Raw genomic sequence first — 26,118 nt, forward strand, 5'->3', positions numbered from 1 at the left:
TCTATTTGAATCGAGTCCCTTCTTGCTTACTTTGTTTTACAAGTTCCATGGTAGGAAGATGTCTCTTGAATGTCAATAAAAGTGCTGAATTATTAACGCATTGTTCAAATACATAATCGAAGAACACCGCAGGACCGTTTTGCTATGTTATTAGAGCACGGATGGCCTGGTGGATTTTGATTTTCATTCTCTATTGTCTTTTTGTTAAATTATATCTTACCTATCGTGGAATAACAAGTAGTCATGTGAGATTTATCACATTTAGCTTTTTTCGTATTACCTTCATCATTGGTAGGGTACAAACCACCAACGATGAAGTCTGTTTTTGTCTATCATTTCTGATCATTGTTTCGTAAATATCGAATTCCAAAATTCGGAAACACCATTCTTTCCACTACCACTTTCACAATAAAGCTATTACAATAGAGAGAGAAAAAACTTTTTATTACATAAAGAAAGAGGCGAGCCTGTATTGTTACGTACATATTCGATGGTTGCTCTGGCAGCTTCGATGTTATTACTTTCTGGTTGTGGTGCATCTGAACCAGAGCAACTTGTTAGAGAAGAGCGTCAAAAAGTAATTTCTGTTCTTGAATTGAATGAAGAGCATCAACAGACCACGTTGTCGGTTGCTGGCTTTGTAGAAGGTAGAAACGAAAGTGCACTTTCGTTTGGAACTTCTGGAACGATTACAAGAGTCAATGTGGAAAAAGGAACTCGAGTCAGCGAGGGTCAGTTGTTAGCTGAGGTAGAAAGCGTTGACTTGTATGCTAGAGCAGAGCAGGCAGCGAGCGCCATGGTTGATCTTGCCCAAGATAACAAGGTCCAGCGAGCTACGGGGGAAAGCGTTGAGAATATTGAAAGACAGCGTATCCGCGTTGCTGAAGCAGAGCGAGATCTGGAGTTAGCCGCTGCTGACTTGGAGCGTTTCGAAGTTCTTTTTGAAAGTGGCGCTCTCTCGAAGAAAGACTTTGAAGATCAACAAAGTCGATATGTTCGTGCTGAATCTGCGTTGGAAAGAGAAAGGATTACACTAGATGGTATGTTAAAAGGAGATCCTCAACTGCTTGCTTCTGTGGAATCTTCTGTGCTTTCTAGTTACAACACACTGGCACAAGCCCAAAGAAATGTAAATGCCGCACAAATCCGCGCCCCTTTTTCCGGTGTTGTCGCCGAAGTTTCGAAAAAAGTTGGTGAACAAGCTTCGCCAGGTACAGCCATCATTCATCTTGTTGACTTGGCTGAAGTAAAAGTGGTACTGCAAGTCGATCGAGATCGAATTGATTATTTTCGAAAGGGTCAGCAAGTAGAGGTTCAGGGAGAACGTGGTGCTGTAAGCAAAGGAACGATTGCTTTTGTCTCACCCACTCTTGATACGCGCAGCGGGAAGTACACTGTAGAAGTTAGAGTGTCCAATCAAGACGGACAATGGCGAAGTGGCATGGTAGCTCGTGTTTCTCTACCACACCGCTCTTCTGGGTACTGGTTGCCTTTAAGTGCTGTTGGACTTGGCTCAGAAGGACGTTATGTTATGGCTGTGGAAGAAGGTAAAACAGTTCGCCGCAGCGTAACAGTCGGTTTGCTCATTGATGACAGAATTGAAGTTCTTTCTGGTGTGGACAAAGATGATTGGATTATTACTGCTGGCATTGCTTTTCTAACAGAAGGTGAAGAAGTAGAACCTCGCTTTGTAGATTGATCAGGGAAAGGAATGAGGTAAACTTTTGGATAAGTACATACAACTTATCTTGCGTCAAAAAGTTATCATCTACATGTGCACTCTTTTGCTCTTTGTCGCTGGTGTTGGTTCCTTGCTTACTTTTGATCGCAATTTGACACCAGAAGCGAACTTGCCAGGCATTCGAGTGCTTGTAGCCGGAGGCTCTTTGCCACCGGAAGAGATGGAAGATAAGGTTACAGAGCCGATTGAAAAAGAAATCGAATCGTTAAATGGTGTGGAACGTTTTTCTTCTTCTACGAGTACAGGACGAGCTAGTATTTACATACGCGCTTATGAAGATAAAGGCGAAGAAGTACGGCAGGAAGTACAAAGCATTGTAAGTCAACTGCGCAATCGCTTTCCTGCTGAGATTACGACCGTAGAAGTGGTCCAAGATAGTTACAGCATGGACTGGCTGATGAGCCTTTCTATGAAAGGCGAAGATTTGCCCATGCTTTTTTCACTGGCTCATACGCGAATTAAAGATCGCATTGAAGAAATCAGTCAGGTAAAACGAGTAGACGTTATGGAAGCAAACGTCAGCAACAAGATTGACGTCTCCCTAGATCCCCTGAAGCTTTCTCTGTATCAGCTTACGCCACTTGATGTAATCAATCAGCTTCGCAATAGCAATGTGAAACAATCCATTGGCCTTTTGAGAAACGATGGCTTTGATACAGTCATTGAAATTGATCGCTCTTTTTATTCTGTCCAGCAAATTGGCGAGACGATGATACAGACTTCTCGGGGCAACGTAGCTCTGAAAGATCTAGCAACAGTAGAAAATCTGCGTGGTCAGAGCATTGATGCTTTTTTTGTGTATCAAGATATGCCTTATCTACAGTTGATTGTCTATAAAAGCGCCGGCGGCGATATCATTAAGATTTCTGAAGAAGTTCGTGCTGTTATTGCAGAGCTCAACGCCGAAGCAGAAGGACTTTATGAATTGGCCCCGCTTATGGATGGCGCTGACTTTATCCGCTCTTCACTCAGCAATCTTACACGGGATCTGGCCATCGGGGGTATACTCGCTGTTTTGGTTCTTTTCATTTTCTTACAGAACTGGCGAGTAACACTCGTAATTGCCACCACCATTCCCCTCTCGATGCTGATGACTTTCATTGGGATGAAAATTGGTGGTTATAACATTGATTTGATTACCTTGCTGTCGCTCAGTTTATCGATTGGTTTAATCGTTGACGCTGCCATTGTCGTCTTAGAAAGCATTTACGCTTTTCGAGAAAAAGGTGAAAAGTTAACAAAATCAATTGTTCTTGGAGCTCGTGAAGTAATTACACCTGTTTTTACTTCACAACTTACCGTAATTATCGTCTTTCTGCCCCTGGTTCTTGCCAACATTGGCGGGACAGACATGCAACCAATTATGATCACCCTTGCCTTTACAGTGACCGTAGCCATTGTATCAGCGACACTCTCGGCTTTTATTTTTGTCCCTGTCTATGCCCGAAGTTTTCTAAGTACCGATAGAAGTAAGGGCCAGAGTGAGAATCGAATGCACAAAATGATCGTAGGTTCTCTAGAAAAAACGCTTACTTTGGCTTTACGACACCGCTGGAAGACAGTGATCATTGCTTTTTCTGTATTCTTCTTGTCGATCACCTTATGGGGCATGGGCTTTGTAAAGTCGACGGTGCAAATGCCCATTGACAGCTCTTATATGCGTATTGCTTTGATTATGCCACCAGGCACGAAAGTCGAAGAGTCTTTGTCAGCGGCTCGTGAAGCAGAGGCACTTATCAGTGAGCTGTCTGAAGTAGAGCGCATCTATATTGATAGCCGTAGTAGCCACTCTTACCTTCACATGCTCATCAAAAGCAAAAAAGAAGTAAAGTTCGATAATGATGAATTAATGGATCGGATGAATCTGTTGCTTGATACTGTTAAAGGGCCAGAGCGAGTCGAAGTTGGCTTTGGTTCTGGTGACGATTCGATCATGGTTTCTTTCGAAATTACAGGCCGAGATATGCAAGAACTGGAAAGCTTATCGAATAAGCTGGAAACATTGATGGACTCACTGCCTCAAGTTATGCGTAACCCTCGCAGTGATTTTGAAGAAGGCATTGATAAGTTGGTTTTCTTCCCCGATGATCAAGCGCTGATTCGCTTTGATGTCATGGCTGATACCTTGACACGCTCCCTATCTTATTACATGGGTGAGCACACCGTTACGACCATGACCATAGATGATATCGATATTGATGTGAAAGTGCAGTATCGAGATAGTGCCATGCAACATCCCGATCAGTTCCGCAATCTCTTAATTGCCAATCGTCAAGGCGATTTGATCCCCTTAGACCAGCTAGGCCAATGGCAAGTAACAAAGACCCCGCAGGTCATTCAGCGGAGCATGGGCGATCGGATCATTACGGTTAGTGCTGAACTTGTAGGCACCGACTTAGGCGCTGCCGGTCGAGCGATTGAAGAACGCCTCCATGAGCTACAGGCGCCTGAAGGATACCGTATCTCGCCATCCGGCGCTTTGAAGCAACAAGCTGAGACGGTAACGGGTACGATATACGCTTTCTTGGGTACGATCTTCTTGATTTATCTAATCATGGTTGCCCAGTTCCGTCGTCTCAGTCATCCCTTTATTATTCTATTGACGCTACCGATGGCTGTAATTGGTGTTGTCTTTGGTTTGATTGTGACACAAAGACCGATCAATCCCCTTGGCTATGTGGGGCTTATTATGCTGGCTGGTATTGTTGTATCGAACGCCATCTTGCTCATTGACCGGATCAATCGTTTGCGTTCACGTGGCTGGGCCCTAGAAGAAGCGATTGTTGAGTCGGCTCGCAATCGTGTTCGCCCAATTTTGATGACAGCGTTGACGGCCATCTTGGCTCTGCTTCCGCTGGGGTTAGGGCTCTCGGAAGGTTCAGACTTACAGACATCATTGGCAACGGTGGTTATCTTCGGTCTCGCTTTCCATACGGCTGTTACCCTCATCCTTGTGCCTGTTCTCTATTCACTCTTTGACGGCATGAATCAGCGGTTCTCATCTTTTTGGAAAAAGCTATGGCGTCGTAAGCGCCCTCCGGCGAAAAAGTCTGATTCTAGTTCCTTGAAGGTATAACACGATAAAAAAGGTGATCGACTTATTTTTGAGTCGATCACCTTTTTTCTGTGATATTTGGTACTGTTATTTTTGTTGCTTTTGCTATGCTTAGACTGGCTAGTAGCGAATGACTTCGGCTTGTCTTTGTCGATAGGTCACAACTTTCAAGTTACATTGCTCGGCGATTTCTAATGCTTCTTTCATGCCTTTTCCTACGTCGGCAGCTTTATGAGCATCGGAGCCGAGGGTGACCATGGTACCACCAAGGGTGCGGAAGCGTTTGTAGATGGGGATCAGGGCTTCTATGATTTCTCTTTTGGTAAGTCTTCTTGTATTGATTTCGATGGCTTTTTCTTTTTGTGCCACTGTCTTTAAGACGGCGTCAATATGTTCTTGCAGCTCATCGTAGTATATTTCTTTGTCAGGGTAGCGGGCATAGCGGGCGACGTAGTCAATATGGCCGAGGCTGTCGATGCTATCATAGTTTTCTAGACAGCAGTTCATCGCTTGAAAGTATTTTTCATAGACTTTTCTTTTGCTGCCAAGGCGTGAGAACTCTTCTGTGTGAACTTCTATCATATCAACAACATGAACAGAGCCGATGACATAGTCAAAGGGATAGGCCTCGATAATTTGTTGGTTCTGGTCATGCAAGCCTTCGAGCATGCCAATTTCTACGCCTAAGCGCAGGCTTTCTCCCCGATAGCGCTCATACTCAGAAAAATACTCGTCAAGATCGAATAGGAAAGAGCCTGGTTCTGGATATTCTAGGTCAAGATGTTCTGTAACAATTAGGCCAATGCCTTTTTTCTCTGCCACTGCGATGGCTTCTTCAATGGTCATGGTTGAGTCAGTGGAAAAACGCGTATGAATATGGGTATCAAAAAGCATAATAGAAACCTCCAAGGTGGTTTTTGGTGATGAGTAAAGGAAGAATTGAACGAGAAAAGCAGACGGTGCAAAAGATGATTGAACTTTATTGTGACCATCATCATGCATCAACATGCAAAGAAAAGGACAGTGCAACGTTATGTCACGATTGTCAAAGTCTTTTTGACTATGCCATGGCGCGCTTGGCACGCTGTCCCTTTGGTGAGAAGAAGTCCACTTGTGGGAAATGTACGGTCCATTGTTATAAGCCTGATCAGCGCGAGAAAATCATTGCCGTCATGCGTTATGCGGGACCAAAGATGATCCGCTATCATCCTATCTTGGCATTATACCATCTGATTGACGGATGGAAAAAATAACTTTTTTTTGAAAATTGCCCATTGACGTCAGCCATCCTTTATCTTAAGATGGTGCCATAGGATCTGGTACAGAGACAAATCGATGAAGAGAAAGACTCAACGGCGAGTAGTGACCTGATTGGTCCACTGCCCCGTTGAGTCTTTTTTCTTTTTCTGGTTCTGGCCATCCTTGAAAAAATTGCAAGGCAGGTGACCAGGTGATGAAGCCTTTTGTGGCTACACTACTTCTTTCGTCTTTACTTTTTACAGGCTCTCATGAGCTTACAGTAACATGGAATGTTGATACGTTGAAAGCCAACGGAGATTGTACCAAAGAACAAGGTGCAGGGAGAGCCAAGCGCGCTGTTGTGTGGGAAACAAAGACAGTCGGTTTTTCTAGAGAAAAAGGCTTTGTCGACCTACGGGCTGGTCGACCTGTCTAAGGAAAGCGCGTGATCGTTGGTGTCACTCTTTCTCTTTCCGTTGCTTCTTTTTCTTCAAGTAGAGCAATGGCACGGAGGGCGATTTTTTCCGCTTCTTGAAGTTTATCAGCCATTTGGTGAAGCAGTTGAGCCAGTTCTTCTTCATTGCGCCTACTTTGAAAATACTGAGCTACCTCTTCCGTGTCGTGAAAAAGTCGGTGATTGCGACCTCTCAGCTGCTTAAGGATGAGCTGTAGCTCTCCTGAATAGGTCTCCGTTGTGCACATTTATGTTTTCTCCTTTCTAACATATCCTGGGCAGGGGATCGCCTGCTATCATATCAAGAATGCGATGACTGCCGAAATGGGTCTTTACGTACAACTGGCCTTTGTGGCTCTTTTTCTCTTCTACCTTGCCAATAACTGCGCTGTTATGACCGTGAGGAAGTTCTCGCATCGTTGCTAGAACTTCCTCTGCTCTTTCACCATCAACGATGATGATCACTTTTCCTTCATTGGCCATATATAAAGGATCAAGGCCTAAAAACTCAGCAGCACCAGCAACAGTTTCCCCAATCGGCAAGGCTTCTTCATCAAGTATCAAGTCTTTCTCAGAAGCTAGCGCAATTTCTTTGGCTGTTGTGGCTACACCACCGCGGGTAGGATCGCGCATAAATTTAACAGCACCGGGGCAAGACTGTAAAATTGCTTCGATCAAGTGATTCAGTGGCGCGCAGTCACTAGACAGCTCTGTATCAAAAGCAATGCCTGCGCGTGTAGAAAGAATGGACAAGCCATGATCGCCTATGGTGCCATTGATGATAATTTTATCACCTGCTTGAATCTGGTGATAGCCTAGATGGCGCTCTGCAGGCATGTAGCCTAGGCCTGTCGTGTTGATATAAATACCATCACCGTGACCTCTTTCTACTACTTTTGTGTCACCTGCTACGATGGCGACGCCCGCTTCTTCTGCTGTTTTTGCCAAAGAAGCTACGATTTTTTCTAGGTCTGAGATGGGGAGCCCTTCTTCGAGGATAAAAGCAACGGTTAGATAAAGGGGAATTGCGCCTGTTACAGCAATATCGTTAACGGTACCCGCTACAGCAAGCTTGCCAATATCACCACCGGGAAAAAAGTAGGGGCTGATGACAAAGGAGTCTGTCGAAAGGACAGGCGGTCCTGATAAGGCTTTTAGAAGTGCACCGTCATTTTGTGCTTGCAGCGCTTCATGCTTAAAATGTTGGAGAAACAAATCTTGCACAAGCTGATGGGTTAAAGCGCCACCATCTCCATGGGCCAATAAGATAGGTTTCTCTTTGACTTCTTTCACGGCACCCTTCTCCTTACTAGACAGTTCTTTCATATTTGTAGTAAATAGCACAAGTTCCTTCATGGGACACCATGCAAGGGCCCTGGGGCCGAATGGGATTACAGCGATGGGCAAAAAGTGGACATTCGAAAGGTTTTTTGAGTCCTTTTAAGATTTCTCCACAAAGACAAGGTGACGGTTTGCCTTGTGGGATCGAAGGTAAGGGAAAGACTTCTTCTGCATCGTACGCTTTATATTCTTTTTTGAGTTTATAGACGCTTTGGGAAATGGTACCGAGTCCGCGCCAAGGTCCATCTCGAAGTTCAAAAAGATGATCCATCGCTTGCCGGGCAATGATATTGCCTTCTTCTTGAACGGCTCTGCCGTAAGCGTTGCCCACTTGCTTCGATGAATTTTGGATGCGAGAGCATAGATCCTCCAAAGCGATCAATAAATCCAAAGCTTCAAAGCCTGCGATAGTTCCTTGCAAGTTATAATCCTTTGTGATTACATCCCATTGACGACGACCTGTGATAATCGCCACATGACCTGGTAAAAGGATGCCATCTATATTCGGCAGGTTCGTCGAGAAAAGGGCTTGTAGGGCCGGCGCTGTGGCTTTATGTAAGGAATAGAGATAAAAGTTATTGACGCCCTCTTCCATGGCTTTGCGCAAAGTCATGGCGGCTGTAGGCGTTGTCGTCTCAAAGCCAACACCAATAAAGATGACAGGTCGGTTGCTATTTTTTTTCGCGATTTCTAAAGCTTCTAAAGAAGAGTAGACGATGCGAACATCGCTTCCGCAAGCTTTTTGTTCTTGTAACGTCTTTTCTGTTCCTGGCACTTTTACCATATCGCCGTAGGTTGTAATAATCACGTTGGGAAGTTGACTGTAGGCGATTACTTGATCGATATGGGAATCTGCCGTTACACAGACGGGACAACCGGGCCCACTTAATAGATTTACATCTTCTTTCAGTTCTTCTCGTAAGCCTGTTCGCGAGAAAGCGGCTGTGTGGGTGCCGCAAAACTCCATAAAAGTGGCTTTATAGCCAAGATGGGCTTGCAGTTCTTGCAAGCTTTTTTTTACTTTGTCCAGCATCTGCCGGGCCAACTGGGGTTCTCGAAAACGCTTTAGTTGTTCTGAGAGCACAATATTTCCTCCCACAGGCGCAAGCTTTCCTTCGCATCTGCTTCATCGAGAATCTGAATGGCATAGCCAGCATGAACGAGAACATAGTCTCCCATTTTCGCTTCTGGAACCATAAGTAAAGAGACCTTCCTTTTGTTACCGAAAGATTCCACTTCGGCCATCATAGAAGCTTCTTCAATTCGAGTGATTCTTGAAGGTGCTGCTAGACACATCTTCAACACCTGCCTTTTCCTCGTTGACTTGTTGATGGTGCCAGTATGCAATAGCAGCCTGGCCGTAAGAAAGGCCCCCATCGTTTGCTGGAACCCGTTGAGGCCAGAGCACTTGCAAGCCCTCTTGACGCAAAAGATAGTGAACCAGGGTAAATAAGTAAGGGTTTTGAAAAACACCGCCACCGAGTGCTACGGTGCTTCTCTTTTCTTTTTGTGCAACTTTACATACTGCCTCTCGAATCAACAAAGCAAAGCTATTGTGCAATCGACTCGCTAGAATAGACCTATCTACACCTTTTTCTAGATCCTCTAAAAGACCTGTTAGTACTGGAGAATAATCAAAATACAAAGACGCGTCTTGAGGAAGCAAAAAGGGATAAGAGCCAAGAGCCAATGTTTCTTCAATTTCATGGTTATGGGCTTTTCTGCCAGCAAGACCGAGGCGATAAGAGGGGGCTTCTCCGAGCTCAATGGCAGCTTGGCCATCGTAGGTGCTTTCTTTGCAAATTCCAAGCAAGGCCGATAGAGCATCAAGAAAGCGACCTGCACTTGAGACAAGAGGGCTATTTAGTTTTTGTTGAACGAGTAGACGTGCTAGCGCAATCTCTTTGGCTTCTGCAGGAAAAAGTTCTTTGGCTTTTTCCCATCCGGGATCACCAAAAGCTTCCCCTAGAAAAGCAGCTGCCGTTATGTAAGGTTTTTTCACAGCCCTTTCTCCACCAGGCAAAGGGACAGGGCGTAAGGCATAGTGACGTTGGTAGCTTTGTAAGTCTCCTGTCATGATTTCAAAGCCCCAGATGGTACCGTCATCACCATAGCCTGTTCCATCCATGATAACACCGATGCAAGGTTGCGTGCAGCCGTGATCAGCCATGGTTGCAGCGAAATGGCCGTGATGGTGCTGTACTGTCAGCAAAGGCTTGGACAAGCGATGGGCTAGATGAACACTGTGGTAGTGAGGATGTCCGTCACAGGTGATACTCGCTGGTTCTAGATCAAGCAACTTTTGTAAATGCGTCAAGCTTTCTAGGTAATTCTTTTCTCCTTCTCGTGTGTGCAGGGTCCCCATGTGTTGACTTAGTACAGCTTCTCCATCTTTGACTAGAGCAAAGGTATTTTTCATATCGCCACCGACTGCCAACATAGAAGCACTCTGCAACGGCGTTGCTGAAGGAGCCGGTAGAGGCAAGCTTACAGGAACAAAGCCTCTAGAACGACGATACAAATGCCAGCTTCCGTCTATCAAGCGAAGTACAGAGTCATCGGCTCGGCTGACGATAGGTCGATTATGAAACAAAAAAGCATCGGCTATGGAAGAGAGCTGCTCTAAAGCTTCTTCTTCTGTTCTCGCTAAGGGAAAGCCAGAAAGATTGCCAGATGTCATCACGAGTACGTCAACATCATCAGCAAAGAGTAAGAAATGCAAGGGGGTATAGGGCGTCATCATACCGAGTGTTTTCACGCCCGGTGCTAAAAGATCGATGCTAGGCAATTGCTGTGCAATGTCTCGCCTTTGTTCTAAAACAACGATAGGGCTTTGAGGCCCTGTTAACATTTTTTCTTCTTCGTCGCATAGAAGGCATAAGGCTTGCACGACTTTGATTCCCTGGCCCATAACGGCAAAGGGTTGGTGAGGGCGCTTTTTTCTTTGCCGTAATGTTGTAATGGCTGTAGCATTGCGGCCATCACAGACAAGGTGAAAGCCACCTAGACTTTTTACCGCTACAATTTGGCCTCCTCGAATCCGCTTGTGAAAGTTTTCCTGCCAGGCACCTTGTAAGGGACGGCCCTGCCTATCGCTCATCCAAAGGTGTGGTCCACAAGTTGGGCATGCAATGGGCTGGGCGTGAAAGCGGCGGTTGAGAGGATCCATATATTCTTGACGACAAGCCAAACACATAGCAAAAGAAGCCATCGCTGTCCGAGGCCGATCGTAGGGAAAAGTCTCTATAATGGTATAGCGAGAGCCGCAATTGGTGCAATTGGTAAAGGGATAGTGATAATAGCGACTGCCCTTGTTGCATAAGTCTTCATGACACTGAGGGCAGATCGCAATATCAGGAGGGACAGGCGCCAATCGAGCCTGTCCCTCTTGGCTTGGTCGAATGGTAAACTCTGTATACCTTTTCCACTCTTGTTCGGAAAGATTGACTTGATCAATGCGACTTAAAGGAGGCGCCTTGGTCGTAAGATCTTGTAAGAAGGCTTCCATATCACTGTGAGTACCTTCTACAACGATGACAACCCCTTCTGCATTGTTACAGACCCAACCACGCAGATTCCACTGGTGCGCAAGTTGATAGACAAAGGGACGAAAGCCTACGGCTTGTACCAGCCCTTTTACTTCAACTTGCAGACTCCTCATGGTCTTACCGATGACGATTCCCTTCTTTCTTGCATTTTGGTTAGGAGCCAGTCAATCCAGGCTTCTAGCCCTTCGCCAGTGCGAGCTGATACAGGAAAGGTCGGTAGCAATGGATTGATCTTTTTCAGATCCCTTGCTACTTCCTCGAGACTAAAATCGGTAAAAGGGAGTAAATCAATCTTGTTAATCAGTAAACCGTCGGCTTCTCGAAACATCAGCGGATATTTGGGGATCTTATCATTGCCTTCCGTTGTGGAAAGCAAAACGACTTTGGCTGCTTCTCCTAAATCGAATTCAGCAGGACAGACCAGGTTCCCTACATTCTCCGCAATCAACAAGTCAAGCTGATCTAGATCAAATTGATCCAATACCGATTGAATCATCGTTGCATCTAGATGACAAGCACCATGGGTGTTGATTTGAACCACAGGGACTTTAAGGGCGGCGATTCTTTCGGCATCTCGAAGTGTGGCAATGTCACCTTCAATGACCGCAACAGCAAGGCGCTCTTTGAAGAGAGGCAAAGTCTTTTCTAGAACCGTTGTCTTCCCGGCACCGGGCGAGCTCATTAAGTTCAAAAGAAAGACGCCTTTTTCTTCCATGCGCTTTCGATTTTCGGAAGCAACCTTTTCATTGGCTCCTAGTAGCTTTTGGTTCAGGTGAATTTGCATCTTTTGTTCCCTTACTCCCCTTCAAAATAATCAATTGAAAGCTCCCGACCTGCAATAACCTTAACGGTAAAAGATTGGCATTGAGGACAAGTAAAAAGCTGCTCCCCTTGCACCTCAAATTCTAAGGTGCAACTGTTGCAATAAGCTCTTGTCTCTATCCACTCAATTTCCAAAAGAGCCTGGGGAGAAAAAGGAGGTTCTTCTTTGACTACGGAAAAAGCAAATTGCAATGCATCGGGCAAAGCATGGGTCAAAGCGCCGACTGACATTTTCACTTTGGTGATGCTTTGAATCTTGTTCTTTGCTGCTTCTTCCTGCAGCAAGGAGACCATACTTTGCATTAAAGCCATTTCATGCAGGAGGGCTCCCTCCTCTTTACTCGATTTTTAGGGGCATGGCATCCCATTCTCTCAGCTGTTCAAGCAAAGCCTCTTTTAGCGTTGGCAAGGCTTGGTAAATAGGAGCAGACAACTCCATGCCAAAATCAAAACTGGCCGGTTGTAGCCCTAGTAAGACAATTTTTTCTGGCAAGGTCCCACGTAGACGCGCTAAAGCGAGTACTTCTTGAAAACCTAGTTGATGTTGTGACATTTTGATCCCTACATAGTGTGGAAGTTCTTCTCTTTCCATTCGTATCAAAGTGCCCGGCTCTTCTCCACCGTTGACGGCATCAACACAGAGAAAGTAGTCTGCTTCTTCTAGATATTCTAATAGAAGCAAGCCTTGGGTTCCACCGTCTACAACTTCTACATTATCAGGAAAGAAGTATTCTCGTTGCAAAGCCTGCACAACTTGAACGCCCAGTCCTTCATCGGAGTAAAGCAGATTGCCGATTCCTAGTAGAACAATTTTTTTCATGCCTATTGATACTGACGCCTTTTCCCCTGCCTTTGCAAAGCAATCACGCCGACAAGGTAAAAGGCGCCTTCTCCCCTTTCACGATAATAATGGTAGGCCCATACCGTAGGATTGATTATTTCTCTACATCAAACTTATAGCCACTAAAAATGGATGACATAGTGCCATTTCTAGCAAATACATCGTGACGTATTACCATGTAAAGGTGAACGAATATAAAGGAAACCATCAACCATGCGCCAAGGCGATGCAGCATGTGTACTTCAAAGCTTGAGCCAAGAAGTGGGATTATCCAGCCAAAATGACTGAACATAAATCCATCGGGATGAAGTTCTCCATACATGGCAAAGCCCGTAACTGCCATGAAAGCAGAGCCAACCATAATGAAAAAGAAATAGGCCAAGTTCGCCAGTGGGTTATGTCCTAGGTGGTGAGGTTCATCCTTTTTAATGAAGAGATAGTGCAACAAAGTATCTCGAAATTCTCCCCAATAGGCTTTTTGCCAAGGCCAATGATGGGTACGAGCATATTCATTGCCTACAAAAGCCCAGTAGATACGAAAAAGATAGTTGGCTGTAAAAAGGTAAGCCACCGCCATGTGAACAGCTATGGCATCACCCATCCAAAAAACCGTGGTGGCATCACCGGTAACGACAGTGGGCCGTAAAAAAGGCGTTCCAATGTAGATACCTGTTGCAAAAAGAAGTACCATACAAAGCGCATTTACCCAGTGATAAATGCGTACAGGCAGTTCCCAAACGTAGACAGGCTTGAGCTTTCTCATCCTTGTCCCCCCTTCGGATTCAGTCGCAAGGGTTTTATCGTTGTACTTCGACGGTTGTAACTTTCTGCTTTTCTTTGTCGACGAGGTGCACGGCACAAGCAAGGCAAGGGTCAAAAGAGTGAATGGTGCGCAACATTTCTAGAGGTTCATCTTCTTTAACGTAGGGTGTGCCAATTAAAGCTTGTTCCATAGCCCCGCTGACGCCTAGATGATCTTTTGGTGATCCATTCCAGGTGGTTGGAACGACACATTGATAGTTGGCGATTTTGCCGTTTTGGATATGAACCCAGTGTCCAAGGGCACCGCGAGGTGCTTCGGCCCAACCTACCCCTTTGGCATCTTTGCTCCATGTCTTAGGTTCCCATTTTTCTGGACTAAAGGTACGTTGGTCACCCTTTTTCACATTGTCGATCAAGTCTCGGTAAAAGCGCTTTAACCAGTGCGCAGCAAGTTTTGATTCAATGCCACGTGCAGCCGTTCGACCTAGTGTGGAGAAGAGCGCTTCTGGTCCTACGCCCAGCGTACTGAGGACATTGTCTACTTCTTCTTTTACTTGATCGTGGGCCAGTGCATCTTTTTTCGCGTAAGCTACGAGCATGCGAGCCAGCGGGCCTACTTCCATCGGCTTGTCTTTCCAGCGTGGTGCTTTGAGCCACGTGTATTTGTTGTTAAATTGACCGCTCTCATCAAGGGTGTAGTAGGGTGGCTTTGGTCCTGTATACTTCATTTTGGTCTCTCCATCCCAAGGATGAAGGCCGCTCTTGGAGTTGTCGTACCAGGAATGGTCGGTATATTCTAGGATCTGCTCAGGGTCCCGAGGATCGACAGCGAGCACTTCGTTGAGGTTTTTATTCAGTATGACGCCTCTTGGCAAAAGATAATTGGAGAAATCATCAATGTTTGTAGTAGGTAAGTCACCAAAGCAAAGATAGTTGCCTACGCCACCGCCGTATGATGCTGTATCTTTGTAGAAAGAGGCAATGGTCATTAGATCTGGAATGTATACTTGCTCAACAAATTCAATGGCTTCATTAATTAGCTTTTCAATCATATTGAAACGTTCGATATTAATGGCGTTGTCACCATTAATATCAATAGAACAAGCCATACCACCGACGAGGTAGTTGGGGTGTGGGTTTTTACCACCGAAAATCGTGTGAATCTTGACGATTTCTTTTTGCCAGTTCAAAGCTTCTAGATAGTGCGCCAGGGCCATTAAGTTTGCTTCTGGTGGTAATTTGTAGGCTGGGTGGCCCCAATAGGCATTGGCAAAAATACCAAGCTGTCCACTTTCCACAAAGCTTTTTAGCTTATTCTGTACATCGCGGAAGTAACCTGCTGTGGATTTGGGCCAGTTCGATATGCTCTGGGCCAATGCTGCTGTTTGCGCTGGATCGGCTTGCAAAGCGTTGGGGATATCGACCCAGTCGGCAGCATGAAGATGATAAAAGTGGACAACGTGGTCTTGTACATATTGAGCGCAGAACATAATGTTGCGAATCAGTTCCGCGTTGGGAGGAATTCGAATCGCCAAGGCATCTTCTACGGCTCGAACTGAGGTAAGAGCATGAATGGTTGTACATACACCACAGATGCGCTGCACCAAAGCCCAGGCATCGCGAGGATCGCGATTTTGTAGAATGATTTCTAGACCTCGAATGGCCGTGCCTGAACTGGCAGCATCAATAATTTTTCCGTTTTGAACTGTTGCTTCTACCCGTAAATGGCCTTCTATACGAGTGACAGGGTCAATTACAATCCGTTCAGCCATTTTGTATTACCCTCCAATGCTTTCGTCTTCCTTGTTCTTTGACGGTGTTGTTGTTTCATTTTTGGATTCGTGCATTTTTTTCGTTACAGCCGAAACAGTTGCGTGGGCGGCTGCACCAGCAATAGCACCGCCAACAACGATAGCGCCAAATTGGTCAACATTTTTGCCAATTTTCAGGCCTGGTACATCGGAAAGATGAGAGTAAATGGATTGCCCACCTGTGTAGTCCCAGAAGCCTTTCTCGGAACAGGCAATACAGGGATGGCCTGATTTAATGGGATAACTTACACCGCCGTTAAAGCCAATGTTCGAGCAGTTGTTATAGGCGTTCGGGCCTTTACAACCGAGCTTGTAGAGACACCAGCCTTGCTTGGCTCCTTCATCGTCAAAAGATTCCACGAACATGCCCGCATCGAAATAAGCACGGCGATTGCACTTATCATGAATACGGTGACCATAGAAAGCTTTCGGCCTTCCTTCACCATCTAACTCGGGCAAGCGTTCAAAGGTAAGGACATGAGTGATCACACCCGCCATAACTTCTGCAATGGGAGGACAGCCTGGTACATTGATGATCGGCTTGTTCTTGATGATGTCTTGCACAGCCACAGCACCTGTTGGGTTCGGCTTGGCTGCTTGTACACAGCCATTCACAGCACAGGAACCCCAGGCAATGATGGCTTTGGCGTGCTGGGCTTCTTCTTTGAGCAATTCCAGAGCACTGTGTCCGCCTACACAACAATAGATACCACCATCGGCCATGGGAATGGCGCCTTCTACTGCAAGTATGTAGTTGCCTTTATGTTCTTCCATTGTCTTTCTAGCCATGGCTTCTGCTCGTTCACCGGCTGCTACCATCAGTGTTTCATCATAATCGAGAGAAATCATTGACATAATAATTTCAGAAACAATGGGGTGTGAAGTACGGATAAAAGATTCGGTACAACAGGTGCACTCTTGAAAATGTCGCCAAATCACAGGCATTCTCGGTCTTGACTCTAGGGCTTCTGCTATGGTCATGGCTCCGCTAGAGCTTAAACCAAGAGAAGCGGCCATAACCGTGCAGAACTTCAGAAAGTCCCGCCGACTGACACCTCGCTTTTGTAAGGCGCCGTAAAATGTGTCTTTTTCCTTAACGTTCATAGGGCTATCCCTCCTTATAAGTCCTACTTTTCTGCTATTTTCTTGCTTGTTCGACAAGAATAGAAAATATTCTTGCATTATGAAAATTTGTACAAAGCAATTTCTCAGGCCCTTTATTTTTTGATAATTTCTAGGGCAGGCTGGATGAATGTTACTTTCTCTTATTCCAATTGTTCGAAAAAAGTCCTATTAAATCCTTCATTAAATGCATTTTTTTGTATGTATACAATAAAAGCCGCCAGAAACGTAGCTGTTTCTGGCGGCTTATTAGAGTCATTTATTGTTTGCTTCGATCTTGAGGATGTAAAATGGCTGAGCGCGTCTTGCGAAGGGGTATGGGTGCACGGAAAAGTAAGTCCAAAAATGCTTTCCAGTCAAAAGGCAAGAGGGGCCAGAGATAAGGCATTCCCAGCGATCGTGTTGTTGCGAGTAAAAGAAACCACAGCAAAACAGCCACAAGAAAACCATAGACCCCAAAAACCGCGGCTGCAATTAAGAAAAGAATGCGAAAGATTCGATTGGCTAGGCTTAATTCATAGCTCGGCGTTGCAAAGGTACCAACTGCCGCGACAGCAAGATATAAAATGACTTCACTGGTAAAAAGGCCTACTTCTACAGCCACTTCTCCGATTAAGATGGCGGCCACAAGACCCAAGGCCGTCGCTAAGGCACTGGGCGTGTGGATGGCCGCCATGCGTAAGATCTCCAAGCCAATCTCAGCAATGAAAAACTGCCAGAAAAGCGAGACTTCTCCTACCTCTTCCGGACCCATGAACTTCCAGTTTTCTCCTAGCAACTCCGGGTTGGTGGCTACAAGATACCACAGAGGCAGTAAGAAAAGTGATCCGATAACAGCGACAAAGCGAGCCCAGCGCAAGAAAGCACCAATGACAGGCTTTTGTCGATATTCTTCGGCATGCTGTAAGTGATGCCAGAAGGTTGTAGGGCAAATCATAACACTGGGCGATCCATCGACAATGATAATTACATGGCCTTCCATCAGGTGGACAGCGCTGGTATCGGCTCTTTCTGTATAGCGAACCATGGGATAGGGGTTTAGGTGACGGCCAAAGATAAATTCTTCAACTGTTTTCTCACCCATTGGTAACCCGTCAATGGAGATTTGATCAATTTTCTTTTTAATAGCTTCTACCAGATTGGGGTCGGCAATGTTATCAATATAAGCAATGGCAATATCTGTTTTTGATCTTTCTCCGGCTTGCATGTATTCCATGATTAAGGAGCGATCACGAATTCGCCGTCGTATCAAGGCACAGTTAAAGACAATCGTTTCAACAAAGCCGTCTCGAGGCCCCCGTACGACGCGCTCTATATCGGGTTCATCGGGAGAACGGACTGGGTATTCACGAATATCGAGTAAGATAACTTTTTGACAGCCTTCTATGACGAGCGCTGCTTGGCCTGCAAGGACTTGGTTAATGACTTCTTCTAAGTCTTCTGATGTCTCTATTTCCAGATAGGGTATAATAGTTCGTGTAAGCTTCTCGATAGCGTTGCCTTCGAGTTGACTTTCTTCTAGTCTGCTAAGTTCTTTCATGATGAACGTCATAGACTCATCTTTAGCAAAGCCGTCGATAAAAAAGAGGGCTAGCTTCTTACCGCTATACTCCATCTTGTGATGGATGATATCAAAGTTTTTTTCGATGCGCAGTTCTTTGAGCAGATAGTCGATGTTTTCATCATATTGAGAAGAGAGTGGCTTTTGCGTTCCTTTTTTGCCCATTGGCAATACATAACCCCTTTCCCCATTGTCCATGCTTAGTTTGCTGGTTTGGGGAAGGGGTTATGCTTTTATGCTCTGCGAAAAGTAGGCAGGGTAGAAGGAAAGTACGCGAGCAGTTCATGTACCTTTTTTCTGCGATCTCCTTGACAACTGATTGTACGTTGTACGTTAAAGACTTCTAGGTGACTCTTTCGATAGAGGGCAAGCATTTCTGCTGTGGCATGATTGGAGATAACGATGTCGATGCCTGCTTGGCTTTTTTCGTAAGCTTGTTGTGCTAGTTCTACTTGGGCATGGTATGTAAAAGCTTGTCCATCGTAGGCTGTGAAATCACTGGTTGCTGAAAGCGGTGCATAAGGCGGGTCACAGTATATAACATCGCCTCTTCTCGTCTGTGCAAAGGTTTCTCGAAAGTCTGCGATCATAAAAGTGGCTCGTTGTGCTTTTTCATGAAAGTGATGCATCTCTTTTTCGGGGAAGTAAGGTGCTTTATAACGTCCAAATGGGACGTTGTAGATTCCTTTTTTATTATAGCGACAGAGGCCGTTGTAGCCATGCCGATTCAGGTAGAGAAAGAGGGTGGAGCGTTCCCAGGGATCTAGGCTTTCGTTGAATCGCTGTCGCAAGGCATAATAGCGCTCGGCGCTGTTGTTTTCTGGTTGAAAGAGTTTTTGGCATGCTTTAATGAAGCTTTTATCTTTTTGTAGGCATTGGTAGAGATTGATTAGATCGGCGTTGGTGTCGGCTAGAAGATATTCCGCATAGTTTTCCGTGGCAAGGAAAAGGGCACCTGAGCGACAAAAGGCTCGACGAGTCTGCGCCCTTGTGGTAGGATTTTTTGAATTCTTTGGACCAATTTATGCTTGCCACCAGGCCATTTTAAAAATGGACGCAAGAAAAAGCACCCCCTTCTTGATGCATTCTACCTTTTTGCGCAGGTCTTGACAAGGAGGGTACGGAGAGGGATTCAAGAGCTAGGAAAGTTTAAGTATAAAGCCTTTTCAATCGAACGGTAACGGTTGTTCCATGGGGCGAGGTATCGAATTGAATCGTTCCGTTGTGCCTGGCTGCAATGCCGTAACAGACGGCCAAACCTAGTCCTGTTCCGTTTTCTTTTGTCGTAAAGAAAGGAACACCTATGTTTTTCAGGATTTCTTCGGGAATACCTGGGCCCTGATCTTGGAAGATGATCAGGAGATTCTGATCTTCTTTCAATGTTTTGACAACCATTGTCCCACCTTCAGACATGGCGTCTACTCCATTTCGAAATAGATTTAATATGAGTTGACGGATCTCTTTTTCGTCTACCATAAGGTCCTCTATGTTCTGATCCAATTGGAAGCTTACTTCTATCTTTGAATTTATTCCATCGGCTTGTAACAAGGGCTCTAGCTTGCGAATGATTTCGTTGATGTTCTTTAGCTCTTTCTTAGAGGTTGATTTTTTGCTGATCGATAAAAATTCTGTAATTATGCCGTTGGCTCGGTCGATCTCATCAATCATTACATCAAAGTGGTCCTGATAGATAGCCAACTCGTTTCTAGCTTTTAAAAACTGTAAGTATCCTCTGACACACGTTAAGGGATTTCTAATTTCATGGCCTATGCCGGCCGACATCTGACCAATGACATTCAATCGAGCCAATTGCAAAAGTTCTTGCTCGAGCCTTTTCTTTTCGGTAATGTCGTTGACTTGAAATAAAAAGCATCTACGTCCTTGTATGGTGATACTTTCTGCAGAAATAAGGGCAACCATCGTTTCTCCTGATTTTCTACTAAGTTTTATCTCAAGGTTTTGATAACGACCTTTTATACCGAGAAGGTTCATGGAACCATTACGGTCTTCTAGATCATAGTAAAAGTCGAGGTCTACAGCAGTTTTACCTATCATTTCTTCTCGTAAATATCCTGATGTATTTTCAAAGCTTCGATTCACAGCAAGAATTCGTTTGCTGTCGGTATCAACAACACATAATGGAATGGGACTCTCTAAAAATACCATGCGAAAACGTTCTTCTGAAAGACGAAGATCTTCTTCAAATCTTTTTCGCTCTGTAATATCTTCGCTCGATATGAGCACACAGGGTTCATCATTAAATTCAATCAGCATGGCTGAGCACAACATGGTGCGCTTTTCACCTGCTTTTGTTGTAATGTTCAATTCTAAGCCGTCAAAGCGCTCGTATTGAAGGAGTTTTTCTTCTAATTCCATGAGATTATCAGGCTTGTCTGCTATAGCTAAATCTTCGCATTTATTTCCTATGACTTCACCCCTAGAGTAGCCCGTAACCTCTTCAAAAGAATCATTCACAGCCACAATCGTCAGATCCGATAACTTTAGAACATGCTTAGATAAGGGGCTTTTTTGAAAAACTTTTCGAAACCGTTCTTCAGAACGGATTAAAGCTTCTTCTGCCTTTTTCCGTGATGTAATATCTCGAAAGAAAAATAGGTAGCCTGTTGATACAGCGTAGATGAGGACTTCATGCCAGCGGTCATTTTGTTTTGAGTATTCTTCGAGCACTGCCGATAATTTGCATTTTTTTCCCCGATTTTTGATTGCTATGAGCGGCTCCGCATATTGAGGGTAATAATCTGTGATTTTCTTGCCGATGACCTCTTCTTTTTCTTTGGAAAGAAAGCGATAAGTCGCTGCGTTAATATATATGTATCGCCATTCATGATCGACTGCAACGAGGCCATCTGTAATACCTTCTAGGATGTGGTATTTTTCGTGTAGTAGTTTTTCTAGTTCTACTATCACTCGGCTGTTGTCAATTAGCTTTTCGCGCAACCGATAGTTCTCTTCTTCTAATGACTCGATACGCTGTAGCATTTCGTTGGTTGACATTTCTTTCATAAGCATTGTGTTCAGAGTCTTCTCCTCACTTTTCTGTCTCATTTCCCTTTCTGAAGAATGTCTGGTTAATGTATATTTTATTTCAAAAATCTGTTTATTCCTACACATTTTTTAACATTACCCCAAGAAAAGTAGTAAAACTGGGAATTATAGCTCCAATCAAAAAGCCTTGCTCCAGTTCGTCTGAAGCAAGGTCTGGCAAAGATTCTTTTTTCCTGCAGCTTCGACGAATTGGCTACCCTTTCATTGGAATAATAAAGGAAAAGGAGGCTTGCTACTATGTCGATGTTAGCTGTACCCGTAGAAGGCGATCAAGTGAGTGACCATTTTGGACATAGCAAATCTTTCGCCTTTGTTTATCTAGAAAATGGAAATCTCGTTAAAAAGGAAGTTCATGCAACGCCGCCTATGCAAAACAGACACGACGAATTTCCCAAGTGGTTTTTATCGAAACAAGTTGATAGCGTCATCGTAGTCCGTATTGGTGGTGGAGTCTATAGAACCTTAAAGAGTCGGGAATCGAAATATACAAAACGGCTCCCGCAACTCTCGAAGAAGTTGTTCGGGCCTTCGCAGAGAAAAAGTTAGAGAAGGTACAAGAAGCTGACCTTGTCTCCTGTGGTCACAGTCATCATAAATAAACCCATAGGAGGTTTACTATGCAAACCTTTAATTTGTCAAGTAAGATGGTGTACTCTGACAAATCGTTAACGAAAAAAGTGGTTTATAGTGATAGTAGTATCTTGTCTTTTGTCCTCAACTTTAAACCAGGACAAGTCTTACCCCCTCATACTCATCCCGGAATGGTTACAATCATTCAAATATTGCGAGGAACGGCTACATTTACAGTGGACGGAGAGGATACTCAGCTTGCAGTAGGTGAAGGGCTGGTGTGTCAGGAGCAAGAATTGTTGGGCTTGAAAAATACTGGTGATGAAGAGCTTTCTCTTTATGTAACCTTATCACCGGGTCCAAAAGATAAGATGTTTGCTGAGGAATTCTAGCTAGTTTTCAACTTGATTTATGCCGAATAGTCATCAATGAACCCCCGGTACAACTTATCGTACCGGGGGTTCATTCATACAAGCTAGTTCTATCACTTTCCACTGGTTGCGTAGTTCGAAAACGTCCATTATCGACAAGTTTATATAAATAAACTATAATCATTATAGAAGCATGCGCAAAAAAATACATGAACAAATAAAGGATGATGCTCATGTCGATTAAACGGCTGTTTCAGATTATGTATCTAATTACAGGGATTCTACTGGCAACTTTGATGGTTCTCATTTTTTTGCTTTACCAAAATCAAAAAGATCTTTTACTTAGTGCAGAAGTGAGGTACCAATCTTATTTGCTCGCTGATGAACTTCGACAAAGTTCTGATGACCTCACTAGAATGGCTCGTACATACGTTATAACCGGTGACGATAAATATGAAAAAATTTATTGGACGATTCTCGATATACGTAATGGAAAACAACCTCGACCACAAGGTTATGAACGTTCATATTGGGATTTTGTCGCTGCTAATGACGAGTACACACGTTCTGATGGTGAAACAATCTCATTAAATGATCAAATGAAACAATTGGGATTTACTGAAGAAGAATTCGGCTATCTACAGCAAGCTGAAGAAAATTCAAATAACCTTGTAAAAATAGAAGAAATGGCAATGAATGCTATGAAAGAAATGATCCGACCTGAAGAAGTACAACTGATGAATCCAGGTGAAACAAATGAAGAGTTTGCTCGGAGAATCATGCATGATCAGCGTTATCACATAGAAAAAGCAAAAATCATGGAACCAATTGATCAGTTTTTCATAAAATTGGATCAACGAACTAGTTTAGAAGTCGAGGGATTCACAAAACGACAACAGACCTATCTACAAGTAATTATAGTGATTCTTCTTGCTTTATTAGGAAACATTATTTTGGCGTTTTGGCAGATTCATCGAAAAGTAAATACTCCACTTTCAATTTTGTACGAAGATGCTTGTCGAATTAGTAAAGGCGATTTATCACGAGTCATTCAGTATAAATCAGATGATGAGATCGGGCAACTGGCATCAACATTGAATCAGATGCTTCAGAAGATCAACTTTATCTCTCAGATCAAAGAAGCTTCACAAGAATCACTAGCTTTTGCAGAAAAGTTATCAACTTATTCTCATAAGTCTACAGAGTCAATTAATCAAACCATCATTGAAATGGGTAACGCCTCTGAAGTTACTGATATGCAGGCCAATAAAGCGAATGAGAGCATGCAGGCCATCGAACAGTTGACGATTGGAGTTCAACGTATTGCTGAATCGGCATCCTATATTTCTGGTGAATCAGAAAAAATGGCTACAGATGCGAAAAACGGTCAACGAACCATAGAAAATGCAATGGACCAAATGACTACGATCCAAGAAAGCGCTCAGCAGACAGTAGATGTTATCCAATTACTTCAAAAAACAGTGGCTCAAATCGTTGAATTTACCAATACCATCTTATCTATTTCCTCTCAAACGAATTTATTGGCGTTAAATGCCGCCATCGAGGCAGCACGTGCAGGAGAACAGGGGCGTGGATTTGCCGTTGTTGCAGAAGAAATTCGCAAGCTAGCTGATGGTACTTCTCAATCTGCTTCTCATATTGAACAATTAATTGCAGAAATTCAGACGAAGACGGCAGAAACTGTAAAAATGGTTGAAAGTAGTAAGCAAGATGCTGACCATGGAATTGTAATGGTACATGATGTACGAAAAATGTTCTTAAATATTGTCCAGGCAATTCAAAAAGTAACGGAGCAGCTTGAAGATATGTCTTCTACTTCTCAGCAAATGTCTGCTAGTTCTGAAGAAATCGCTGCAAGCTCAGAAGACATTTCTCATTCAGCGAAAGTATCTGCTGAAAGGATACTACAAGTGCTCGAAACCAACAAGAATAACCTCTCTGGTGTAAAAGAGATTTCTGTTCTTTCCAATCAATTGACTGTTCTAGCGAATAACTTACAAAAGCGGGTTGATGAGTTCTCTGAATAATAAATCGAGAAAAGCGTAGCCCAAGTAAGAATACGTAGCAAATTAAGGCCAAGGATTGAGAAGTCCTTGGCCTTTTTGTGAGATGCAGCTTTTTTAAGGGTATTTACACTTCTTCCTCAAAAGAAGTAATCTCCTGAATGATTTTAGTCCATGTTTCTTCGTTAAATTCCCCTTCTGGAAAATCAAAAGTAAGATAATCATATCTCATTGCATACCCACACAGAAGGTTTTCTTCTGCTGAGATGGTGTATGAATAGTGATCGTTCTCTATGTACAGATTAACCCTTTGATTTTGTTCGATTATCTCATACTCATACTTCATACCTGCGATAATTGGCGTAGTAGCTCGTAATTGTTCCAAACGCTCTTGAATTTGTTCCATTGTCTTTTTTTCTCCTTAATTTTTTCCTCTACTGCGATGTGTCGACAGAAGCTGTGGAAAATCAGCACCAATCTAAACTGTAGTCGCTGCCTTTATCTTCTCCGCTAACTCACCGATATCCTATTTCATCTGATAAGAAATATAACAAACAGAAGAAACTAACGACAAAAAGACCAGAAAGCGATATCTGGTCTTTTTTGAATATTATGGCATTTTCCCAGTTCTTCATTAATTCATCTCTGTGAATCTCACACCATGCTAAGACAAGCTTTAATTGTTTAGATGGTTCAAAACAAAAGAGGCATGACAATAAGTTGATTAAAAACGTGGGTCAGCATGTGTGCTAAAATTGCATAGGCTAACCCACTTTTCCAATAAAGATAGCCAAATCCAATACCTGCAAGGCCGTTTAATAGAAATGCTCGAATAATAATCGGCGTTGATAGCCCTAGCAGGACCGACGTAGCTGGCAAATGACCAGCAGCAAAAATCAACGCTGCTAAAAGTATTGCACTTACATAGATCCAGGAAGGAATAGACTCTTCTTTATTAGCTCTTGCGAATAATCTCCAAAGAACAAAGACGATTAAAGATATTAAAAAGAGTCTCATCATTAATTCTTCAACAATACCACCGTATAAAACACTAGAGATAAAGTACCACAGTGAAAAACGATAAGTTTCGATCTGGTGAGGTAGATATGGAGCAAATACATACTTATCAAAACCGGACAACGTGATAGCCAAAACCGTTGCAATTATGAAAGCTATTATTACACTATTTTTTTCATATCTAAAATTTAAGCTTAAATGTACTTTCCTGGCCAATTTAAGTCCAACAAATGAAGAAATGAAAGCATATATAGCTGTTTGTACTGTGGAAATGACTAGCAGTATTTCTGTTGAGCCAAGTTGAGCCACAATCTGTTGTCTTACTTCTTCAGTCGCAGCTGATAGTTGAAAATATCCTAAAGAAAAACCTGCAGCAAGTCCTATCAGTGTAAAAAGAAGGCTTATCTTTAGATCGTTGTTTTTCATAGTTCCGTTCTTTTCCTCCAAATAAAACGATTCTTAGTTAGGCCTGTGTACCAGAATCCCTTTTTATGTGAATATTGTGCTAAAAAAGGAAATATTGAGCCAAATCATACCAACCCTTCTGTTTATCCCAGGGAATCGCTGTTTGAGCGACTAACGTAGCCTCTAAGGCATCACCATCGGGACCGGCAACAATTCGTGGTCTTTTCTGTTCGGTCATTACATTCACCTCTGCAAGTAGGATACCCGAGCTAGTTTAGCTTATCAGTACATCTTCAGATAGCTTAAACCAATTGATCGACCCTTCAATTGGAATGATAAAAGCGAAGGGTGAAAGATCGACTCATGCT

The 26,118-nt window shown here is 43.7% G+C and carries 24 protein-coding genes and 2 pseudogenes; 7 read left to right on the forward strand and 19 right to left on the reverse strand.

Annotated features, from left to right (window positions below):
* Positions 1-472 precede the first annotated feature (472 nt).
* On the forward strand, positions 473-1,699 hold the full coding sequence (locus tag FTV88_RS10775) for an efflux RND transporter periplasmic adaptor subunit (protein ID WP_153725628.1): 1,227 nt from the start codon (positions 473-475) through the stop codon (positions 1,697-1,699).
* 25 nt (positions 1,700-1,724) lie between these two features.
* Positions 1,725-4,817 carry an efflux RND transporter permease subunit gene (locus tag FTV88_RS10780; protein ID WP_153725629.1) on the forward strand — a complete coding sequence of 1,031 codons (3,093 nt, stop codon included), beginning with the start codon at positions 1,725-1,727 and terminating at the stop codon, positions 4,815-4,817.
* 99 nt (positions 4,818-4,916) lie between these two features.
* Here the strand turns inward: FTV88_RS10780 and FTV88_RS10785 are convergent, their stop codons facing one another.
* Positions 4,917-5,690 (reverse strand): histidinol phosphate phosphatase, encoded by a 774-nt coding sequence (locus tag FTV88_RS10785; protein ID WP_153725630.1) that lies wholly within the window; start codon positions 5,688-5,690, stop codon positions 4,917-4,919.
* Positions 5,691-5,719: 29 nt separating this feature from the next.
* Between FTV88_RS10785 and FTV88_RS10790 the strand changes: the two genes are divergently transcribed.
* Both FTV88_RS10790 and FTV88_RS10795 read left to right on the forward strand, forming a co-directional pair.
* Positions 5,720-6,049: a nitrous oxide-stimulated promoter family protein gene (locus FTV88_RS10790; RefSeq protein ID WP_153725631.1), complete on the forward strand. Its 330-nt coding sequence runs from the start codon at positions 5,720-5,722 to the stop codon at positions 6,047-6,049.
* Positions 6,050-6,249: 200 nt separating this feature from the next.
* Complete coding sequence (locus FTV88_RS10795) at positions 6,250-6,471, forward strand: hypothetical protein (RefSeq protein WP_153725632.1); 222 nt, start codon at positions 6,250-6,252, stop codon at positions 6,469-6,471.
* Here the strand turns inward: FTV88_RS10795 and FTV88_RS10800 are convergent.
* From FTV88_RS10800 to FTV88_RS10865, 14 genes and pseudogenes are all read right to left on the reverse strand, one after another.
* A complete protein-coding gene (locus tag FTV88_RS10800) occupies positions 6,468-6,737 on the reverse strand; it encodes a hypothetical protein (protein WP_153725633.1) in 270 nt (89 codons plus the stop codon). The two genes, FTV88_RS10795 and FTV88_RS10800, sit on opposite strands and share 4 nt — an antisense overlap.
* Positions 6,738-6,753: 16 nt before the next feature.
* Positions 6,754-7,782, reverse strand: coding sequence for a hydrogenase expression/formation protein HypE (gene hypE / locus FTV88_RS10805; protein ID WP_243137097.1), 1,029 nt, complete (start codon positions 7,780-7,782; stop codon positions 6,754-6,756).
* A gap of 16 nt (positions 7,783-7,798) precedes the next feature.
* Positions 7,799-8,914, reverse strand: a complete 1,116-nt coding sequence (gene hypD / locus FTV88_RS10810) for a hydrogenase formation protein HypD (RefSeq protein ID WP_153725635.1) — start codon at positions 8,912-8,914, stop codon at positions 7,799-7,801.
* Positions 8,896-9,126, reverse strand: coding sequence for a HypC/HybG/HupF family hydrogenase formation chaperone (locus tag FTV88_RS10815; protein WP_153726623.1), 231 nt, complete (start codon positions 9,124-9,126; stop codon positions 8,896-8,898). Before FTV88_RS10815 ends, hypD begins: the two co-directional genes overlap by 19 nt.
* The gene (gene hypF, locus FTV88_RS10820) at positions 9,089-11,491 is read right to left on the reverse strand and encodes a carbamoyltransferase HypF (RefSeq protein WP_153725636.1); all 2,403 of its coding nucleotides are present in this window, start codon (positions 11,489-11,491) and stop codon (positions 9,089-9,091) included. The genes FTV88_RS10815 and hypF overlap by 38 nt, the downstream gene beginning before the upstream one ends.
* Positions 11,488-12,162, reverse strand: a complete 675-nt coding sequence (gene hypB / locus FTV88_RS10825) for a hydrogenase nickel incorporation protein HypB (protein WP_153725637.1) — start codon at positions 12,160-12,162, stop codon at positions 11,488-11,490. Before hypB ends, hypF begins: the two co-directional genes overlap by 4 nt.
* An 11-nt stretch (positions 12,163-12,173) precedes the next feature.
* Positions 12,174-12,512 (reverse strand): hydrogenase maturation nickel metallochaperone HypA/HybF, encoded by a 339-nt coding sequence (locus FTV88_RS10830; protein ID WP_153725638.1) that lies wholly within the window; start codon positions 12,510-12,512, stop codon positions 12,174-12,176.
* A gap of 25 nt (positions 12,513-12,537) precedes the next feature.
* Entirely contained in the window at positions 12,538-13,020 is a 483-nt protein-coding gene (locus FTV88_RS10835; protein WP_207707859.1) for a HyaD/HybD family hydrogenase maturation endopeptidase, read from the reverse strand.
* Between the two features lie 115 nt (positions 13,021-13,135).
* On the reverse strand, positions 13,136-13,804 hold the full coding sequence (cybH, locus tag FTV88_RS10840; RefSeq protein ID WP_153725640.1) for a Ni/Fe-hydrogenase, b-type cytochrome subunit: 669 nt from the start codon (positions 13,802-13,804) through the stop codon (positions 13,136-13,138).
* A 34-nt stretch (positions 13,805-13,838) separates the two neighbouring features.
* Positions 13,839-15,575: a nickel-dependent hydrogenase large subunit gene (locus FTV88_RS10845; RefSeq protein ID WP_153725641.1), complete on the reverse strand. Its 1,737-nt coding sequence runs from the start codon at positions 15,573-15,575 to the stop codon at positions 13,839-13,841.
* Positions 15,576-15,581: 6 nt separating this feature from the next.
* Complete coding sequence (locus FTV88_RS10850; protein WP_153725642.1) at positions 15,582-16,718, reverse strand: hydrogenase small subunit; 1,137 nt, start codon at positions 16,716-16,718, stop codon at positions 15,582-15,584.
* Positions 16,719-16,995: 277 nt separating this feature from the next.
* Positions 16,996-18,462 (reverse strand): spore germination protein, encoded by a 1,467-nt coding sequence (locus FTV88_RS10855; RefSeq protein WP_153725643.1) that lies wholly within the window; start codon positions 18,460-18,462, stop codon positions 16,996-16,998.
* 68 nt (positions 18,463-18,530) lie between these two features.
* A pseudogene (locus FTV88_RS10860) lies at positions 18,531-19,357 on the reverse strand (Dam family site-specific DNA-(adenine-N6)-methyltransferase).
* Positions 19,358-19,446: 89 nt separating this feature from the next.
* On the reverse strand, positions 19,447-21,327 hold the full coding sequence (locus FTV88_RS10865; RefSeq protein WP_162008000.1) for a PAS domain S-box protein: 1,881 nt from the start codon (positions 21,325-21,327) through the stop codon (positions 19,447-19,449).
* A gap of 273 nt (positions 21,328-21,600) precedes the next feature.
* Here FTV88_RS10865 and FTV88_RS10870 point away from each other — a divergent pair, with 273 nt between their 5' ends.
* From FTV88_RS10870 to FTV88_RS10880, 3 genes are all read left to right on the forward strand, one after another.
* A complete protein-coding gene (locus tag FTV88_RS10870; RefSeq protein WP_153725645.1) occupies positions 21,601-21,909 on the forward strand; it encodes a NifB/NifX family molybdenum-iron cluster-binding protein in 309 nt (102 codons plus the stop codon).
* A gap of 71 nt (positions 21,910-21,980) precedes the next feature.
* Positions 21,981-22,325, forward strand: a complete 345-nt coding sequence (locus FTV88_RS10875; protein ID WP_153725646.1) for a cupin domain-containing protein — start codon at positions 21,981-21,983, stop codon at positions 22,323-22,325.
* A 212-nt stretch (positions 22,326-22,537) separates the two neighbouring features.
* Entirely contained in the window at positions 22,538-24,352 is a 1,815-nt protein-coding gene (locus FTV88_RS10880) for a methyl-accepting chemotaxis protein (RefSeq protein ID WP_162008001.1), read from the forward strand.
* Positions 24,353-24,455: 103 nt separating this feature from the next.
* On the opposite strand, the gene FTV88_RS10885 is transcribed toward FTV88_RS10880, so the two are convergent.
* The 4 genes and pseudogenes from FTV88_RS10885 to FTV88_RS10900 form a co-directional block, all read right to left on the reverse strand.
* Positions 24,456-24,734: a hypothetical protein gene (locus FTV88_RS10885; RefSeq protein WP_153725648.1), complete on the reverse strand. Its 279-nt coding sequence runs from the start codon at positions 24,732-24,734 to the stop codon at positions 24,456-24,458.
* A gap of 208 nt (positions 24,735-24,942) precedes the next feature.
* Positions 24,943-25,020 (reverse strand): annotated as a pseudogene (locus FTV88_RS16175) (DUF4160 domain-containing protein); the annotation flags it as partial.
* Position 25,021: 1 nt separating this feature from the next.
* Positions 25,022-25,771: a CPBP family intramembrane glutamic endopeptidase gene (locus FTV88_RS10895; RefSeq protein ID WP_153725649.1), complete on the reverse strand. Its 750-nt coding sequence runs from the start codon at positions 25,769-25,771 to the stop codon at positions 25,022-25,024.
* A 79-nt stretch (positions 25,772-25,850) separates the two neighbouring features.
* The gene (locus FTV88_RS10900; protein WP_153725650.1) at positions 25,851-25,988 is read right to left on the reverse strand and encodes a hypothetical protein; all 138 of its coding nucleotides are present in this window, start codon (positions 25,986-25,988) and stop codon (positions 25,851-25,853) included.
* Positions 25,989-26,118: the final 130 nt, after the last annotated feature.

Source organism: Heliorestis convoluta (assembly GCF_009649955.1).
Classification (GTDB): Bacteria; Bacillota; Desulfitobacteriia; order Heliobacteriales; family Heliobacteriaceae; genus Heliorestis; species Heliorestis convoluta.